Origin of the sequence: Methanohalophilus sp. DAL1 (assembly GCF_001683555.1) — an archaeon.
Lineage (GTDB): Archaea > Halobacteriota > Methanosarcinia > Methanosarcinales > Methanosarcinaceae > Methanohalophilus > Methanohalophilus euhalobius.
The window spans coordinates 1-14,615 of the sequence record NZ_MAFX01000056.1 but is presented as its reverse complement, the minus strand read 5'-3'; the positions used below and the strand labels follow the sequence as shown (position 1 = coordinate 14,615).

General features: G+C 44.7%; 18 protein-coding genes and 1 pseudogene. 7 read left to right on the top strand and 12 right to left on the bottom strand.

All coding sequences use genetic code 11. The annotated features are described in order from the left end of the window. Positions 1-261: 261 nt before the first annotated feature. The 4 genes from A9957_RS09645 to mtaA all read right to left on the bottom strand — a co-directional run bounded on the left by A9957_RS09645 (position 262) and on the right by mtaA (position 4,124). Positions 262-1,596: an amidohydrolase family protein gene (locus A9957_RS09645; protein ID WP_096712946.1), complete on the bottom strand. Its 1,335-nt coding sequence runs from the start codon at positions 1,594-1,596 to the stop codon at positions 262-264. Positions 1,597-1,611: 15 nt separating this feature from the next. Then, positions 1,612-2,244 (bottom strand): HD domain-containing protein, encoded by a 633-nt coding sequence (locus A9957_RS09640; RefSeq protein ID WP_292344052.1) that lies wholly within the window; start codon positions 2,242-2,244, stop codon positions 1,612-1,614. Between the two features lie 12 nt (positions 2,245-2,256). Continuing rightward, positions 2,257-3,000, bottom strand: coding sequence for a 4-phosphopantoate--beta-alanine ligase (locus A9957_RS09635; protein WP_292344050.1), 744 nt, complete (start codon positions 2,998-3,000; stop codon positions 2,257-2,259). Positions 3,001-3,083: 83 nt separating this feature from the next. Next, complete coding sequence (gene mtaA, locus A9957_RS09630; protein WP_292344048.1) at positions 3,084-4,124, bottom strand: methylcobamide:CoM methyltransferase MtaA; 1,041 nt, start codon at positions 4,122-4,124, stop codon at positions 3,084-3,086. A 199-nt stretch (positions 4,125-4,323) separates the two neighbouring features. Between mtaA and A9957_RS09625 the strand changes: the two genes are divergently transcribed. Further along, positions 4,324-5,175, top strand: coding sequence for a DMT family transporter (locus A9957_RS09625; RefSeq protein WP_292344046.1), 852 nt, complete (start codon positions 4,324-4,326; stop codon positions 5,173-5,175). A gap of 27 nt (positions 5,176-5,202) precedes the next feature. Here A9957_RS09625 and A9957_RS09620 read toward each other — a convergent pair whose 3' ends face one another. Then, positions 5,203-6,078 carry a pantoate kinase gene (locus tag A9957_RS09620; protein WP_128754530.1) on the bottom strand — a complete coding sequence of 292 codons (876 nt, stop codon included), beginning with the start codon at positions 6,076-6,078 and terminating at the stop codon, positions 5,203-5,205. An 8-nt stretch (positions 6,079-6,086) separates the two neighbouring features. Next, positions 6,087-7,295, bottom strand: a complete 1,209-nt coding sequence (gene coaBC / locus A9957_RS09615) for a bifunctional phosphopantothenoylcysteine decarboxylase/phosphopantothenate--cysteine ligase CoaBC (protein ID WP_292344044.1) — start codon at positions 7,293-7,295, stop codon at positions 6,087-6,089. A gap of 117 nt (positions 7,296-7,412) precedes the next feature. On the opposite strand from coaBC, the gene A9957_RS09610 reads away from it, so the two are divergent. From A9957_RS09610 to A9957_RS09600, 3 genes are all read left to right on the top strand, one after another. Next, positions 7,413-7,625, top strand: a complete 213-nt coding sequence (locus A9957_RS09610) for a hypothetical protein (RefSeq protein ID WP_292344042.1) — start codon at positions 7,413-7,415, stop codon at positions 7,623-7,625. A 102-nt stretch (positions 7,626-7,727) separates the two neighbouring features. Continuing rightward, positions 7,728-7,970: a hypothetical protein gene (locus A9957_RS09605; protein WP_123151397.1), complete on the top strand. Its 243-nt coding sequence runs from the start codon at positions 7,728-7,730 to the stop codon at positions 7,968-7,970. Between the two features lie 34 nt (positions 7,971-8,004). Continuing rightward, complete coding sequence (locus A9957_RS09600) at positions 8,005-8,796, top strand: 23S rRNA (uridine(2552)-2'-O)-methyltransferase (protein ID WP_292344040.1); 792 nt, start codon at positions 8,005-8,007, stop codon at positions 8,794-8,796. A 3-nt stretch (positions 8,797-8,799) separates the two neighbouring features. Here A9957_RS09600 and A9957_RS09595 read toward each other — a convergent pair whose 3' ends face one another. After that, entirely contained in the window at positions 8,800-9,102 is a 303-nt protein-coding gene (locus A9957_RS09595) for a DUF211 domain-containing protein (protein ID WP_096712956.1), read from the bottom strand. 133 nt (positions 9,103-9,235) lie between these two features. On the opposite strand from A9957_RS09595, the gene A9957_RS09590 reads away from it, so the two are divergent. Then, on the top strand, positions 9,236-9,871 hold the full coding sequence (locus tag A9957_RS09590) for a histidinol phosphate phosphatase domain-containing protein (RefSeq protein ID WP_292344038.1): 636 nt from the start codon (positions 9,236-9,238) through the stop codon (positions 9,869-9,871). 13 nt (positions 9,872-9,884) lie between these two features. Then, complete coding sequence (locus A9957_RS09585) at positions 9,885-10,481, top strand: cyclase family protein (protein ID WP_096712958.1); 597 nt, start codon at positions 9,885-9,887, stop codon at positions 10,479-10,481. On the opposite strand, the gene A9957_RS09580 is transcribed toward A9957_RS09585, so the two are convergent. The 3 genes from A9957_RS09580 to A9957_RS09570 form a co-directional block, all read right to left on the bottom strand. Further along, complete coding sequence (locus A9957_RS09580) at positions 10,476-11,030, bottom strand: XTP/dITP diphosphatase (RefSeq protein ID WP_096712959.1); 555 nt, start codon at positions 11,028-11,030, stop codon at positions 10,476-10,478. The two genes, A9957_RS09585 and A9957_RS09580, sit on opposite strands and share 6 nt — an antisense overlap. A 71-nt stretch (positions 11,031-11,101) precedes the next feature. After that, positions 11,102-11,692, bottom strand: a complete 591-nt coding sequence (locus A9957_RS09575; RefSeq protein ID WP_241645985.1) for a Kae1-associated kinase Bud32 — start codon at positions 11,690-11,692, stop codon at positions 11,102-11,104. Beyond that, positions 11,677-12,669, bottom strand: a complete 993-nt coding sequence (locus tag A9957_RS09570; protein ID WP_096712960.1) for a bifunctional N(6)-L-threonylcarbamoyladenine synthase/serine/threonine protein kinase — start codon at positions 12,667-12,669, stop codon at positions 11,677-11,679. The genes A9957_RS09575 and A9957_RS09570 overlap by 16 nt, the downstream gene beginning before the upstream one ends. Positions 12,670-12,770: 101 nt before the next feature. Between A9957_RS09570 and A9957_RS09565 the strand changes: the two genes are divergently transcribed. After that, a complete protein-coding gene (locus A9957_RS09565) occupies positions 12,771-13,019 on the top strand; it encodes a hypothetical protein (protein ID WP_128754525.1) in 249 nt (82 codons plus the stop codon). A 6-nt stretch (positions 13,020-13,025) separates the two neighbouring features. On the opposite strand, the gene A9957_RS09560 is transcribed toward A9957_RS09565, so the two are convergent. After that, positions 13,026-14,129 (bottom strand): DNA topoisomerase IV subunit A, encoded by a 1,104-nt coding sequence (locus A9957_RS09560; protein WP_096712962.1) that lies wholly within the window; start codon positions 14,127-14,129, stop codon positions 13,026-13,028. Continuing rightward, a pseudogene (locus A9957_RS09555) lies at positions 14,129-14,615 on the bottom strand (DNA topoisomerase VI subunit B); the annotation flags it as partial. The gene A9957_RS09560 and the pseudogene A9957_RS09555, both read right to left, overlap by 1 nt.

Genomic DNA, 14,615 nt, shown 5'->3' with positions numbered 1-14,615 from the left:
GAACATAATAATTCCACCATAATTTTAATCGTAATTGATTGACATCACATACTACGCCATACTATATATGTGTTTCCAAATTGAAGGTTTTTAAATTATTTTTACAGAATATAAGAAAGCAGATATATATTTCACTTCAAAAATAATAAATAGAATCTGTTTTTATGGATCTCTAGCCAAATATTGCGAGTAGGTATTGAAAGAGAGCCACCTGATTGTAGCCACAGACGTTCAATATTAAAAGTTATATAGTGGATAAAATTACTGATCATCTGAATAATCCTGCAAACCCAGAACATCAATCAGATGCTGACTGTCAGTCTTTTTCGCAGCTTTAGAAGCTTCCACCATTATCTCATATTCATTCATACATAGAACCTGACCGTTTTCCATGAGCACTTTTCCATCCACCAACACTGTTGTGACATCACTACCAAGAGCCGAATATACAAGATGCGAATCGATATCATACAATGGAGTGAGATGCGGACGTTTCATATCCACAACAATCAAATCGGCATAGTAGCCTTCCTTGATCATACCGGCCTCAATTCCAAGTGCCTTTGCCCCGTTTACAGTGGCCATCTCAAGCACTTTCCGGGCATCAATGACAGTTAGGTCCATACTGTCAACTTTATGAAGAAGGGCGGCCATTTTCATTACCCCGAACATATCAAGATTATTGTTTGAAGCACATCCATCCGTACTCAGGGATACATTCACACCCTTTTCAAGCAGCTTTGGCACCGGTGCGATCCCTGCTGCCATTTTCATATTACTCACTGGATCATGACTCACATGAACTCCCATTTCAGCCAAAATGTCCATATCTCCCTCTGAAAGCCAGATACAATGAGCAGCAAGTACATCACTGTCAAAAAAACCAATGTCATGAAGCATGTTGACCGAACACTTGCCATACTTCTCTTTCATCTGGTTCAGTTCAGCTTCGGTTTCAAGCACATGGATATGAACTTTTACACCATCCTTGCGAGCCTGCTTACGCACATCCCGCAGGAATTGCTGAGAGCAGGTATGAGGGGCATGTGGACCATACATAGCAGATATGCGCCCATTGGCTGCACCATTGAAATCCTTTACAAAATTCCTGCCTTTTAACAGGGAAGATGCTGCCCTTTGAGGATCTCCAAAATCAATCATACCATAGGAAAGGGCTGCACGCATACCACAATCCTCAACTGCACGAGCAGCTGCCTGCTCATGAATATACATGTCAGCAAAGGTGGTTGTTCCGGATTTTATCATCTCCAGGCATGCCAGCCTAACCCCTGCATAGATTTCTTCCGGCCCCAATTTTTCTTCCACAGGCCAGATATAATCCTCAAGCCATTCTGCAAGGGGCAGATCATCGGCATAACCCCTTAAAAGTGTCATTCCTGCATGATTATGGGTATTTACCAGACCGGGCATGACCACCGAACCGCTTGCATCTATTATTTTGTCTGCCTTGCCATTATAAGAGAGACCCACATAGACAATCCTGCCATTTTCAATGGCAACCTCCCCTTTTTTGAGATCTCCTGAATCAGGATCCATAGTAAGGACGTGACCGTTCTTGATCAAAATATCAACCATAAAACCCCTCCAATATCAATAAACTTCCTTTTTGAGCTGTTCAAGGAAAGTTTCCATAATTTTCAGCCTTTCTGTTGCAATATCCCTGGAAGTGCATGTATTCAGACTGTCCATTATCTTAAAAGGCTTCCTTTCCATATATTCTTCAAAACCTTCAAAAGGATTTTGTGCATAGGCATTCATGGAACTTTCCTTCACAGTACCATTGGCATGTTTTAAGCCTCGCAAAGCCCCCATTGAAACCAGTGACCTGAAAATACCTACCGCACCCAGGGCATCAATCCTATCCGCATCCTGTAGAATTTGCCCTTCGATTGATTCGGGAATCATACCCCGGCTGAATCTGTGAGTACGTATGCAGGATACAACGTGTTCAATGGTTTTTTCATCAACTTCTTTGTCAGCCAGAAAAGAATCTGCGATTTCAGCACCATACAATGCATGATCACCGCCTTCCTCATGTTCGCGAACAAAACCCACATCATGCAATAGGGCAGCAAGCCTCAATACATCAGGATTTCCCCCTTCCTTTTCCCCTATATACATGCAAAGGGATTCGACCCGCTCCACGTGACCCATATCATGGCTACCGGGTTCATCGGAGAGTACATCTGACACATAATCTCTTGTAATTTCAATAATATCCATAAATGATCACCTTCACTGATTCTTAAGATTCTCCATTAGTTCTCCAACAGCTTCTCTGAGAAATGTAGCGTTATCAAAATCCCCTGCAATTTGCTCAAGCTCTTCATGACTACAGTTTCCAAACTGCCGGGAATAACTGATTAGATTTACCATCGCACGGCTCACGTTGTCCACAATCGTAAGGGTGGCTGTCTTTGATGTGCGTGAAAATGGATTCAAATCGATTGCAATAACAGTTTTACCCATCTCCACCAATTTCTGGCATCTATCCCCGTCCTCCAGGGGAACAAGAACCACATCTGCACTGTAGATTCCTTCCTGGTCCACAATAGCCCGGGCATGTTCAAGATCAAGCCTGCCATCCCCTCGTACCCCAAGCACACGGGTCGCACCAAAGGATTCCAGATGAGAGATTATACGAGAAACTCTCTCCTCGGTACGGTGAAAGAGATTGACTTCAAGGGATGCTCCTGTGACAGATGCAAGCTCAACCATTTTTTCAGGGACAAGGGCCGATGTATTGCCATTTACCGAAATGACCGGTCTATCTGCCAGGAGAAGCAATGCAGAAGCTATCTTTTCTGCAAGTAAAGCCGAAGGAACAGTCCTTTCACCAAGCAGGTAGTCAAAACATTCACCTCTGCCCTGAGCCACAAGACCCTGCATACTCGTAATACCTTTATTCACACCTTCAACAATATTTTCCCTTGCAATCAGGGAATGATAACGAGGATGTGTTCGGGGAATGCCAGTCAATTTTTTACACCTCAATAATCAGAACAAATATAAATCGACCAATTAATTGTTGCTTCAAAAGAAAAACAGGTATTTGCACCTTCTTATAACTCGGGATTTAAACCCTTATAGTACTCGTCCCTTGCTTCCACGAAGGCTTTCAGGTTCTCAAGCGAAGTATATGGTGCAAGTCCACAACCCGGGGCAAGAATATCCACACCGTCTTCAAGACACATCTTAGCCTGTCTTTTCACTTCTTCCGCAGGAGTCGAAAGGAGGATATCTACAGGCGAGACGTTGCCTATTAAACAAGCCCTGTCCCCAATTATCCTTTTGGCATATTTGGCATCCACTTTTTCTTCAATACTCAATCCTTCAAATCCGGAACAAGCCATAGGTTCAAGGATTGCAGTGGCATCTCCGCACATATGCAATATCATTGGCCCATCAGTGCCGGCACAGATTTTGCCATATTCCGGAAGAACCAGGGATTCAAAGATATCTGGAGGTAGCAAATCAGGTCCTGCTTCGGAATCCGGCATACAGATTGCATCCGCACCCCTTTCGAAAAGGGCATTTGAATATTTCACACATACTTCTACACCCATACCGAGCAGTTCACGCATAATTTCCGGCTCCGTGAGGGACCACATAAGGTAATTCTTTGCACCCACAAGAGAGATAGCAATCGCAGCAGGACCAAGCATGCCTGCAACAACAGGAATGTCTTCCCCAACCCTTTCCCGGACAATTTTCGTGGCATCCAGTATGGTGGATATGCGTTCGCTTTCCAGGAAATTATCAGGGAGATTGAATTTCCCTACATCCTCCTTATTGCTACAGGGATTGTCAAGAACAGATGGCTGTGAATCAAAAGTTCCTTCCTTTATTGTGCATCCCAGGGTCTGGGCTATGGCCGTACCGTCAAAAGGATAACGTACGGCTTCCAGACCGGCCACCTCATACCCACCTATAGCCAGTGCAGCCATTTTTTCAGCATCATAATGTGCCTCCGGCCAATGGCTGCCCGTGGCTTCCATCAGTTCAATTGTACCTGTCTGGGTAACCGAACAGACCGGTACCCTGTCAACATCCTTTCCTGCAAGGGAATCTAAAAATCTTTGTTTTAGTGTGATGCCTGTCATTAAATGCCTCCGGATACAAAATATCAAATTGCAATCCTGCAAGGAAATCCAGATATGAGATTCAGACGTGGTTATCTGCAGCTAATTTTATGAATAATCTCACCTGAAGACTACTTCAATCTATCGACTAAAGCGCAGATTTAACACCAAATACACCAATCAGCCAATGTGAATCCACAAATGAACCGGAGAATCCAAAATGATCCCTGTTGAACTTATGGCAATCTTTTTTGGCCTTGCATCTGCCGTTTCCTGGGGGGCGGGGGATTTCACCGGTGGTTGTGCTTCAAGGCGCACTAACGTATATTCAGTAGTTCTGGTAACCCAGATTGTAGGAGTTGTACTTTTTCCAATACTCGCATTTGTTTTCTCAGAAAACCTGCCCCCATTAAGTAAATTGTTATGGGGATGTCTTGCAGGTTTTTTTGGAACATCCGGATTGTTAGCCCTCTATCAGGGATTGGTTGAAGGAAAAATGGGTATAGTTGCCCCGGTGGCTGCAATGATATCGGCCATTGTCCCGGTAATTTACTCTGCGTTTTATGAAGGATTTCCGGAAATCCTGCGAATTGCAGGATTCATTTTCGCTTTTATAGCAGTGTGGCTTATTGTCAGTATGGATAACGGACCAAAAGTCAAAATAAATGACCTGAAGTATCCTTTTCTAGCGGGAATGGGCTTTGGACTCTTTTTTATATCCATAGATAATTTCAGTGAAACTGCCATATTCTGGCCACTGGCCTTTGCCAGAGGAACAGCCTTATTGATGTTTGTAGGTTTTGTCACACTGACAGGATCAGTAAAAGTGAAACCCCCTTCCATTGACGTACTGCCTGTAATTGTTCTTGCAGGACTTTTCAATACCGGAGGAGGTACATTCTTTACCCTGGCTTCAGAAGCAGGCAGACTGGATATTACCACAATTCTATCCTCATTAAGCCCGGGTATCACGGTATTGCTTGCATATTTTATACTAAAAGAAAAACTTGCCCCCAGACAGTGGTTAGGAGTGATATCCGCCCTTTTTGCAATAATTCTTATGTCAATATGAAAGAAAAAGATAGAATTTGCAGAGATGTCAATAAGTACCTGCAATTGTACTGCTAAATACTGTACCGAATTCACTTATCGTATCCCTGATGACAGCATCGGTACACTCCGGGCCAGCAATAGCAAAAACCGCATCTCCAAGCATAGCCTGTGAAGCAAATCCACCAACATTTTCCACAGCCTCGATAATGTCTTTTGCCCCCTTGCTCAAAAGACCCAGTTCAAAACTAAAACTGCGGGATTGGCGCATAAATTCTTCAATTGTCGGATTCTGTAGCAAGTTATTCATTGCGGTTTTGCCAGCAATATTGATCTTTCCAGTCATAGATGAATCGTCAAGGGTTGTTTTTGTAGACAATTTACCCAGAGCCACACAGTGTACACTAAAAGAGGAAGAAACGATACGATCCAGCAGGCCTCCTTTTGTAATCGGAGCCGGTCTTTTCCTGATGACAATCCCGCCGTGTGCCTGGGCTTCCACATCGCCCAGTCCACCTCCCCCTACAACTTCGGCAATATGAGCAGCTTCCACGAGTTCATTTTGAGTCAGGCCCAATGAGAAAAGATCATTTAAGCAATAGGAAGTTGCCAGTGCACCTGCACCGGAAGCACCAAAGCCACAGCCTACGGGGATATCAGCATGAGATTCTATCCTTACAGGTTCACAGGTGAGAGAGGCAACCAGATGAGAAGTTACAGGTGCTTGTTTCCTTGAACCACTCAGGAATATCTCTGTCTCTGTAATATCGGGCCCCACACCTACTTTTGCAGTGACCCCTCTGTTAAGAACTACACCACAACCCGTAGTGCCCTTCAAGGCCGGGTCATCGTTTTCATGGATTGTGAAAAAACCCGTTATATGTCCCGGAGCAAAGCATGTTACACATTTTTGTTTTGGGTCCATAGAAACCCTCACAACAGGATTTGCTCAAGCTGGTCCATTATTACAGATGCAAGGTAACGTTTGGACCCACTATAATGAGATGGTGAAAGACCCTCCTGCAGGATATATACGGAATTGTCAGAGGTGCCCATTCCCCCTCCCCCCACATCATTGGCAACTACCATGTCAAGACCGTATTCTTCAAGCATACGGGCCGCACTTCCCACAAGCTCTTTTTCATCAACACCGGTTTCAGCTTTAAAGCCCACAATCACTATGTAGGGATGATTGCCTCGTACCTGTGGCAAAATCTTTTCAGTGGGATGCATTTCAAGAATAAGGTTCTGGCCTGATTTTATTTTGGATCTTGAAGAATCAAGTGTATAATCCGAAATCGCAGCCGAGCTTATGAATACATCGCATCCCCTGTCTATTTCTTCCATGCACCTATCCAGCATACTGGCTGCACTTTCTGCATAAACCTCATTTATACCATCCACATCCAGTTCATTCCTGTGGATTATTGTAACATCCCCGCCCCGCCGGAAGGCTTCCCTGGCCAATTCCTGACCGGTTTTGCCGGAAGCCCGGTTTGTGAGTATACGGATAGGATCAATGGCTTCGGCAGTTGCACCGGATGTCAGCACTATTTTCTTGCCTGCAAGTTTTTTCCCCATAAGTTGCCGCTCAACTGCCAGGACAATATCATCATTTGAAGCTATCTTGGCAATCCCTTCCTCTACACGCGGACCAACTAAACTGATGTCATAACTTCCAAGCTTTTCGAGATTGGAATGCACCGCAGGATGGTCATACATGGACTGATGCATTGCAGGTACAACTATTGTGGGCATCCCGCTACCTATAGCAGTGGTTGCGAAAGTTGTTACAGGCGTATCATCAATTCCCATTGCGATTTTGCTAATAGTATTCGCCGTTGCCGGAGCTATCAATAAGAGGTCTGCCATACCCTGCATACCGCACATTCCCACATGCTCCACTCCTCCGGTTATATCCGTAATCACTTCATGACCGGTAGCATAATGTAATGCATCAGGATGGAGAATACGCGTGGCCGCTTCACTCATCACAGCATAGACATTTGCACCGTTGCGTATTAATTCACGTGCCAGTTCCACAACCCTTACGGCTGCAATACTACCAGTAACTGCCAGCACAACGGTCTTACCCTCAAGGGATTTACTTTTAGTTCCTTTGATCCATAGTGTAGAATGCATGATTTTCGCCTGTGTTATGGAAGAGTGTAAACCATCCAATTATTTAAAAATAGCCTGACAACCACTTGAACGTCACGGGCATGACATTATTAAGCCATAAATGATACAGAAATAATCATGATTTCAATTGAAGAACTTTCCGGGATAATTGATGTACTGGGAGCAGCCACGATACACGAGATTACCTGCACTGCCCAGGAAATCACCTATGCAAGGGATGATGAACCCCCTGCAGAGGAAGATATACTCAAGATGTGTGAAAAGGGTTGTTCCAGACATTTTCTGGAAAAGGTATCCTGTGAAGAAATAATAGGAATGGAAAACACATAGGGGGCAGAATATTTTATTCTGGGGCCAGATGCGTTTCCTGAATACCCACAGGAACTGAGTGATGCACTCGATTTGCTTGGGTTAGAAAAAAGAGAACTGGATATGGGAAAAGTAGCAACACGCTTTAAAAGAAGATTGAAGATGCGGACCACACATCTGGAGAACCTTATCAATGATGTGCAGACCCCTGCAGAACCTGAATACATACAGGATCTGGAGGAAAAATACATGGATCTTGTAAATATTTACTACGATTTTGATACATGGGTTCCTGATGCACTCACCGAGATAGAGGAAAATATATTCTCATTGAGTGCGCGAATAGAGGAACTTAAAGAGGCATAACCTTTTATACTTATATAATGAAGGAAGCAATCCAATGGCAAGGCATAGAAGAGATACATATTACTGGCGTGCAAAAGCCGAAGGTTATCGCTCAAGGGCAGCTTACAAACTCCAGCAGATTAACAAGAAGTTTAATGTAATCAGAGAAGACAGTGATGTTGTAGATCTCGGAGCCGCTCCGGGTGGGTGGCTTGAAGTCGCAAGAGAACTGACGAAAAGGAAAGTTGTCGGTGTAGACATATTGCGCATCAAGCCAATGGACAGAATAACCATAATTCGTGGTGATATTACCCGGGAAGAGACTGCAAATCAGATCAAGGAAGCAGTAGGAGAAGAAGGAGCTGATACTGTTATCTGTGACGCTGCACCCAATCTTTCCGGAAACTGGAACCTGGATCATGCACGCTCCGTCGCTTTGGCCGAATCAGCACTTGAATGTGCAACCCGCATCCTTAAACCCCAGGGAAATTTTGTAGTAAAAGTATTCCAGGGAGATATGTTCAAGGAATACCTGGATAAAGTAAAAGGTGAATTTACCTATGTCCGGGCCCATTCACCAGAGGCTTCAAGGTCAGAAAGTGCCGAAATATACGTCGTAGGCAAAAAATTCCTTACCGCACCAATCAGGAGAGGGGAGGAATATGATGTTGTTATCGAAAGAATAGGATCCGGCGGCGACGGTACTGCTTTTGTGGAAGGGTTTGTAGTATTCATCTGTGACACTGAAAAAGGAGAAAAAGTGCGCATAAAGGTAAGAGATGTAAAACCCAATTTTGCTTTTGCAGATGTTATACAGAGACTTGAGAGTCCTGAAGAAGAAAAATGAGAATCACCTATCCTGGTGAGTCTCCACTTCTTCGATGATTTTTTTACCGGCTGCAATCTCATCTACGCTATGGACCACGGCACCCATATTCTCTATTTCCTGACGGATAAGTTCATAGTCAAGATCAAGCCCTTCCAGGGTGATTTTTACATTTTCGGTTTTCTGATCCATTTCATAAAGACTAAGATTGACACCATCAACTCCTTCCAAATCACCCAACACACCTGCAAGTTCAACTATGGAAGGATTATGTGGCTTCAGAACATCCAGAACCAACCTGCGAATCCCTGACTTATTATTCATCATTCATTATCTCCAACATGAAGAATTATTTAGATATCCATTCCATGCATATGATATAAAAATATGGACATCTATCACAGAAGATATTATCAATGCAAACAATAAATACTTTGTACAAAACACAACAGGAATTATCATGATAGATCTGCATACACATACAATATTCAGCGACGGAGAACTTATTCCAAGTGAGCAGGTCCGCAGGGCAAAAACCTTCGGATATGAGGCAATCGGCCTAACAGACCATGCCGATTTCACCAATGTAGAACACATCCTCAACTGTGTTACCAAGGCAAAATACCTGGAAGAGCTAATGGACATAAAGGTGCTTCCCGGAATTGAGATAACACATGTCCCCCCTGAAAAAATAGCATCCCTTGCAAAACTTGCAAGAGAACTGGGGGCCGAAATTGTTGTTGTACACGGGGAAAGTCCGGTAGAACCAGTTTTGCCCGGCACAAACCGTGCAGCTGCACAATGTCTGGATGTAGATATCCTGGCACATCCCGGATTTATCACTAAAGAAGAAGCTAAAATTGCAGCGGATAACAATGTATGCCTGGAAATTACCGCAAGAGGCGGACATAACCGCACCAATGGCCATGTTGCCAAAATCGCAAAACTCAGCGGTGCGACAATGGTAGTGGATACCGATTCTCACCATCCTTCAGACCTGATAACAACAAGTACTGCATTGAAAGTGGCAATGGGAGCAGGTCTTGAAAAGGATGAAGCAGAGCAGGTGCTGGAAAATTCAAGGATTTTTATCTGAAATGACATAGGAAATTATTGATATTACACAATCCATCGGTCCTGAAACCAGGGTTTATCCGGGGGATCCAAAAGTTACTGTCGAGAGAGTTGCTTCCATCGAATCCTGTGGATACAGTGTCTCAAAACTCGAAATGGGAAGTCACACTGCAACCCATATCGATGCTCCTGCTCACATATTTGAGAGTGGGCGCACAGTGGATGAATTGGAATTAGCCTCTCTTGTGGGCAGGGCTTATCTGATCGATCATTCCGGGAAAACCGAAATTGGAAATGATGAAATGGAAAAAACTTTTTCCTTCAAAGACAAAAGCAGTGAAATCATATTGCTGAAAACTGAATCATCAGACCAAAAATTTGCAAAGATACTCCCGGATGCTGCAGAATGGATTGTAAAAAAAGGATTCCTGACTGTGGGTATCGATTCTGAGTCGATGGATTCCGGGGAAGGACTGGATAACCACAGGATTTTGCTTGGAAAAGGAATCAATATTATTGAGAATCTGGACCTTAAAAAGGTTGAGCCGGGTTATTATGGATTTGTCTGTCTGCCACTAAAAATAAAAGGGTGTGATGGGGCACCGGCTCGAGCAATACTTCTCCAATCATAAATTTGAGTCAACCCATTCCACAAACCTGTCCACAGCACGCTTTCTGTGGGATACTTTATTCTTTTCCTCATCTCCCATCTCACCAAATGTCCGGGCACCATACAGAAAGATAGGATCATAGCCAAAACCACCTTCTCCTTTTTCCTCATAGGCGATGTTGCCTTCAACAGTACCGGTAAACGTCAGGGGTTCTTTACCCGGCTCACAGTAGCCAATAACGGATTTGAAATAAGCACTGCGATTTTCTTCATCCTCCATTAATTTCAGGACTTTGGGATTGCCAAGCTTATCTTCCACAAAGGCAGAATAGGGGCCAGGGAAACCATTCAGGGCATCAATGAAAAGCCCGGAATCATCAACCATCACGGGCATTCCCAGTTTTTCACAGGCCCAGCGGGCACCCTCGGCTGCGATTGGTTCCAGATCATCCTCCTGCAACTCAGGATAACCATCAGTGTTCTGGAGGACCTCAATCCCCCTCTGTCCCAGGATTGCCTTGATTTCCCTGAACTTGCCGCTGTTACCGGTAACGAATACGATTTTGCGCATGGTATCACACTATGGGCTATTAATAGATTATATATGACTGTACAAGAACAAAAATGTATGATAAAGATTACTCAGGAGTATCTTCCCCTCGATTCAATTTCAACAACCCTCTCCAGTACATCTTTCGCAGATTCAAGAGTGCGATAATAACCCCTGCAGAAGGCATCTATGAGTGCCTCATGGTTGGGATGGGAACTTTGAAGGGTCTGGAAGAGCACATGAACATCTACACCACGGGATTCGAGGTCCTCTGCACTGAAAGCAAGCCCGAAATCGATAAGCCACATCCTGCTTCCATCCCAGATGATATTCGAGGTCGTAAGGTCTCCGTGAATTATACCTGCAGCATGGAGCCTGCCCACGAGTTCCCCGAGTTTTTCACACAAATCTTCAGAGATGACATATTTTAATGGCTTACCCTCAATGTAGTCCATCTCAATGGTGGAATTATAAATATCATAGATAACAGGTGTCGCCACCCCGGCCCTGCGGGCTTGTGATATCAGACGGGCCTCTGCACGGGTGCGCTCCCTGCGTATCCGCTCATCCAATTCCCGCACACGATAGCGTTTGGGGATACGACTCTTGACCAGACGGTTATTCTTCCGAATGACCTTTGCCTCTGCACCATCCCTGACCATTTCATTTACTCCTTCAGCCATGTCACATCCACCATGTCAGGACGATAATTGGGATTTACATGAGAATCTTCGACCCCTATTGTATCGCCTGCCTTATACATAAGAAGACCAAGCCAGGCGATCATAGCACCATTATCTCCCATGAAACGTTTTTCAGGAACATAAAAAGATGCACCACGGTCATCACACATGATATCAAGCATCTCCCGCAGGCGCATGTTCGCACCGACACCACCACCAAGCAACACCTCAGTCTTACCTGTATGTGCCAGTGCCCGCTCGGTCACCTCCACAAGCATTGCAAAAGCATTCTCCTGCAGAGAATAACAAACATCCTCCAGCGTATGTTTTTGCAGGGCATCTGTGGCTGCAGTTGAAAGCCCGGAAAAAGAGAAATCCATACCCTTTACCACATAGGGCAGGTTTACGTAATTCACCGAATCCTTTGCATACCTCTCAATCTGCGGCCCACCCGGATGGGACAGGCCTGCGCTGCGGGCAAATTTGTCAAGGGCATTTCCTACACCAATATCCAGAGTCTCCCCGAATACGCGGTATTTTCCTCGCCTGTAGGCCAGTACCTGGGTATTTGCACCACTTGCATAGAGAACCACAGGGTCCTTTGCAGGTGTTTTCCACCTACCAATCTCCACATGGGCTACGCAGTGGTTCACCCCCACCAGAGGAATTTCAAGGGAGAGGGAAAGAGCCCTGGCAGCAGTTGCCACGGTCCTCAAACAGGCACCCAGACCCGGACCCTGTGAAAAAGAGATTGCATCAATATCATTGGGACTTATGCTTTTATCTGCCAGTTCGTCGAAAAGATTGGACATCACCCAGGAAGCAAACCGGGCATGATGTTGAGCCGCTTCTCTAGGATGAATGCCCCCAGTTGCCGGTTTATATGTATGCGTCACCTCACAGACAACTTCATCTTCATTAACAACAGCCGCACTCAGATTCCATGCGGTGCCCTCTATGCCAAGAACCAGCGTCACTTGCAATAACTCCTTTGCGCTAATGGGAAGTGAGGAATATTAAGTTTACTGATGCAAACCCAGGTAAGTTATATATTGAGGGAAATGCAAAAAGGGATGCCATGTCAGAAGAGAAAACCGAGCAAACAAAAACAGAGGCACAGGTGTCCGTGAAAGAATGGAAGATAGGGGAAATGGGATTTCCCGACCGTCTGGCCACACCTGATGAAGGCATTAATTATGTCCCCCATAAAACAAGCGGCCTTCAGAGTGCGGCTGATATGTGGATTGACAGGGACAGGATGCTGGAAGGCCTCCATACAAAAAAGAGTGTTGACGAACTGCTGCAACGCACAAAATTCTTTGAATGATTTTCTTTAAATTATACCCATATCTGAAAGCCTGTCGGGCAGGTATGTCTTTGTGACAAAGTCCAGACCCTTGCCCGCAAAGGCCTGCTGTTCTGCCTTTTTCCCAATATCAAGCTGCAGGTTAATCTGTTCTTTCCAGTAATCGGTTTCAAATCTCGGGTCTGTAAGTTCACTGCGCAGGGCATCGACATCCTTATCGGTCAATTTATCGGTGGACAATTCATACTCCACGATATCCGAAGGCTGCACTCCGACAAACTTGGCTGCAGGAGTTGCCATGAACTCGGAAAGGTGGGCACTCTTGATGGCACCGTATGCAACTGAAGCATAGATACGATAGGACCAGGGGTCACCGTCAGTAAAAACCACAACTGGAATACCCAGCTCCTCATTCATACGCTTGATCATACGCCGGGTCGAGCGAGCGGGCTGGCCTTTGAGATGTACAAGTATAGCATCATTTAGTTCATCAAAACCATTCTCAATCAAACGGGCATACATACCACCGGTCTCAATCGCTATTATAAATTTGGCATCATGATCTATGAAATCGATATTCTCCACATTGAAAGGGATCTGATAACCACTTTCACCCACATCCTCCTGGCAATGGATATCACGGTCCCCTCGCTTGGTCTCTTCCCGCAGCTGCAGGGGACCAAAAAGTGTAGCACCGTCTTCTTCGGGACGCATGTGGAAATATTCCCTCTGGAGACTGGAAATAATCTCAAGGTCCTCAACCAGACGATCACTTTCGGGTTGTTCCTTGAACTTGGCAATATCCCAGTTCTCGGAAATATAGTATAATTCCCTCAAAGTTGAACCACGGTTATTCCCGATATGGTTCTTTAAAAGAAAATCAAGCACATGAGAGGTTTTCAATAACTGGAATGCACCTTTGACGGTCTTGGCACTTCTTTCACTCTCCCGGCCGCCATACACCCATACATCACTATTTTCATTAAATTCAATATTGTTCTTGGTTCTGCTGGGCATATTCACATAAGGAATCTTTCCATCCACAAAATGCGAATACAACTCCGATGCAAGACCCGTTAACCTTTGCTCTGCAAGCCTGTCATGCTCCTTACGGTGTTCATTCTTAGCCATTATACAACCCCCTTTATCGCTCTGGCACCTGTAACAATCTCTTCCTCAACCCCTTCAACAATAGGTGTCTCCCTGATCGAGTTCACATCCGACGGGTCAGGTAACTGGTAATTGACGGCAAAAGCCTCACCTGGTTTGAGAACAATTTTCCATATGTAATCATAATCATTGCCCATACTGACCACTTTGGGTGACGGGGTTGCCTCGACCTGGAAAGGCAACATCTCATGTAATTTGAATTCTACTTTCTTACTTCCAAAATTCTTTGTCCTGATGGATACATTGGTATTACCATCATCATATTGCCTGTCAACGAGCAGGTTGCCCATTACCCTGGCAACAACAGGATTGATATCCGGTACTTCCCTGTCAAGTGTTTCTGCCAGTTTTTCCGCCATGCGGGGCAATACCTTGTTAATAATAACTTCCTTTTCCTTGCGTTTTTTAAGGGAACCTTTCTTTTTAAGGAAGCGATTTAGTTTCCTT

Excerpts from the sequence above, each read along its gene's own strand:
- A9957_RS09605 (WP_123151397.1), top strand. The coding sequence starts at position 7,728 with ATGGGAAAAGTAGCAACACGCTTTAAAAGAAGATTGAAGATGCGGACC.
- A9957_RS09575 (WP_241645985.1), bottom strand. The coding sequence starts at position 11,692 with ATGGCTGAAGGAGTAAATGAAATGGTCAGGGATGGTGCAGAGGCAAAG.
- coaBC (WP_292344044.1), bottom strand. The coding sequence starts at position 7,295 with ATGCATTCTACACTATGGATCAAAGGAACTAAAAGTAAATCCCTTGAG.
- A9957_RS09560 (WP_096712962.1), bottom strand. The coding sequence starts at position 14,129 with ATGGCTAAGAATGAACACCGTAAGGAGCATGACAGGCTTGCAGAGCAA.
- A9957_RS09580 (WP_096712959.1), bottom strand. The coding sequence starts at position 11,030 with ATGCGCAAAATCGTATTCGTTACCGGTAACAGCGGCAAGTTCAGGGAA.
- A9957_RS09595 (WP_096712956.1), bottom strand. The coding sequence starts at position 9,102 with ATGATGAATAATAAGTCAGGGATTCGCAGGTTGGTTCTGGATGTTCTG.
- A9957_RS09565 (WP_128754525.1), top strand. The coding sequence starts at position 12,771 with ATGTCAGAAGAGAAAACCGAGCAAACAAAAACAGAGGCACAGGTGTCC.
- A9957_RS09610 (WP_292344042.1), top strand. The coding sequence starts at position 7,413 with ATGATTTCAATTGAAGAACTTTCCGGGATAATTGATGTACTGGGAGCA.
- A9957_RS09640 (WP_292344052.1), bottom strand. The coding sequence starts at position 2,244 with ATGGATATTATTGAAATTACAAGAGATTATGTGTCAGATGTACTCTCC.
- A9957_RS09590 (WP_292344038.1), top strand. The coding sequence starts at position 9,236 with ATGATAGATCTGCATACACATACAATATTCAGCGACGGAGAACTTATT.
- mtaA (WP_292344048.1), bottom strand. The coding sequence starts at position 4,124 with ATGACAGGCATCACACTAAAACAAAGATTTTTAGATTCCCTTGCAGGA.
- A9957_RS09620 (WP_128754530.1), bottom strand. The coding sequence starts at position 6,078 with ATGGACCCAAAACAAAAATGTGTAACATGCTTTGCTCCGGGACATATA.
- A9957_RS09645 (WP_096712946.1), bottom strand. The coding sequence starts at position 1,596 with ATGGTTGATATTTTGATCAAGAACGGTCACGTCCTTACTATGGATCCT.
- A9957_RS09625 (WP_292344046.1), top strand. The coding sequence starts at position 4,324 with ATGATCCCTGTTGAACTTATGGCAATCTTTTTTGGCCTTGCATCTGCC.
- A9957_RS09600 (WP_292344040.1), top strand. The coding sequence starts at position 8,005 with ATGGCAAGGCATAGAAGAGATACATATTACTGGCGTGCAAAAGCCGAA.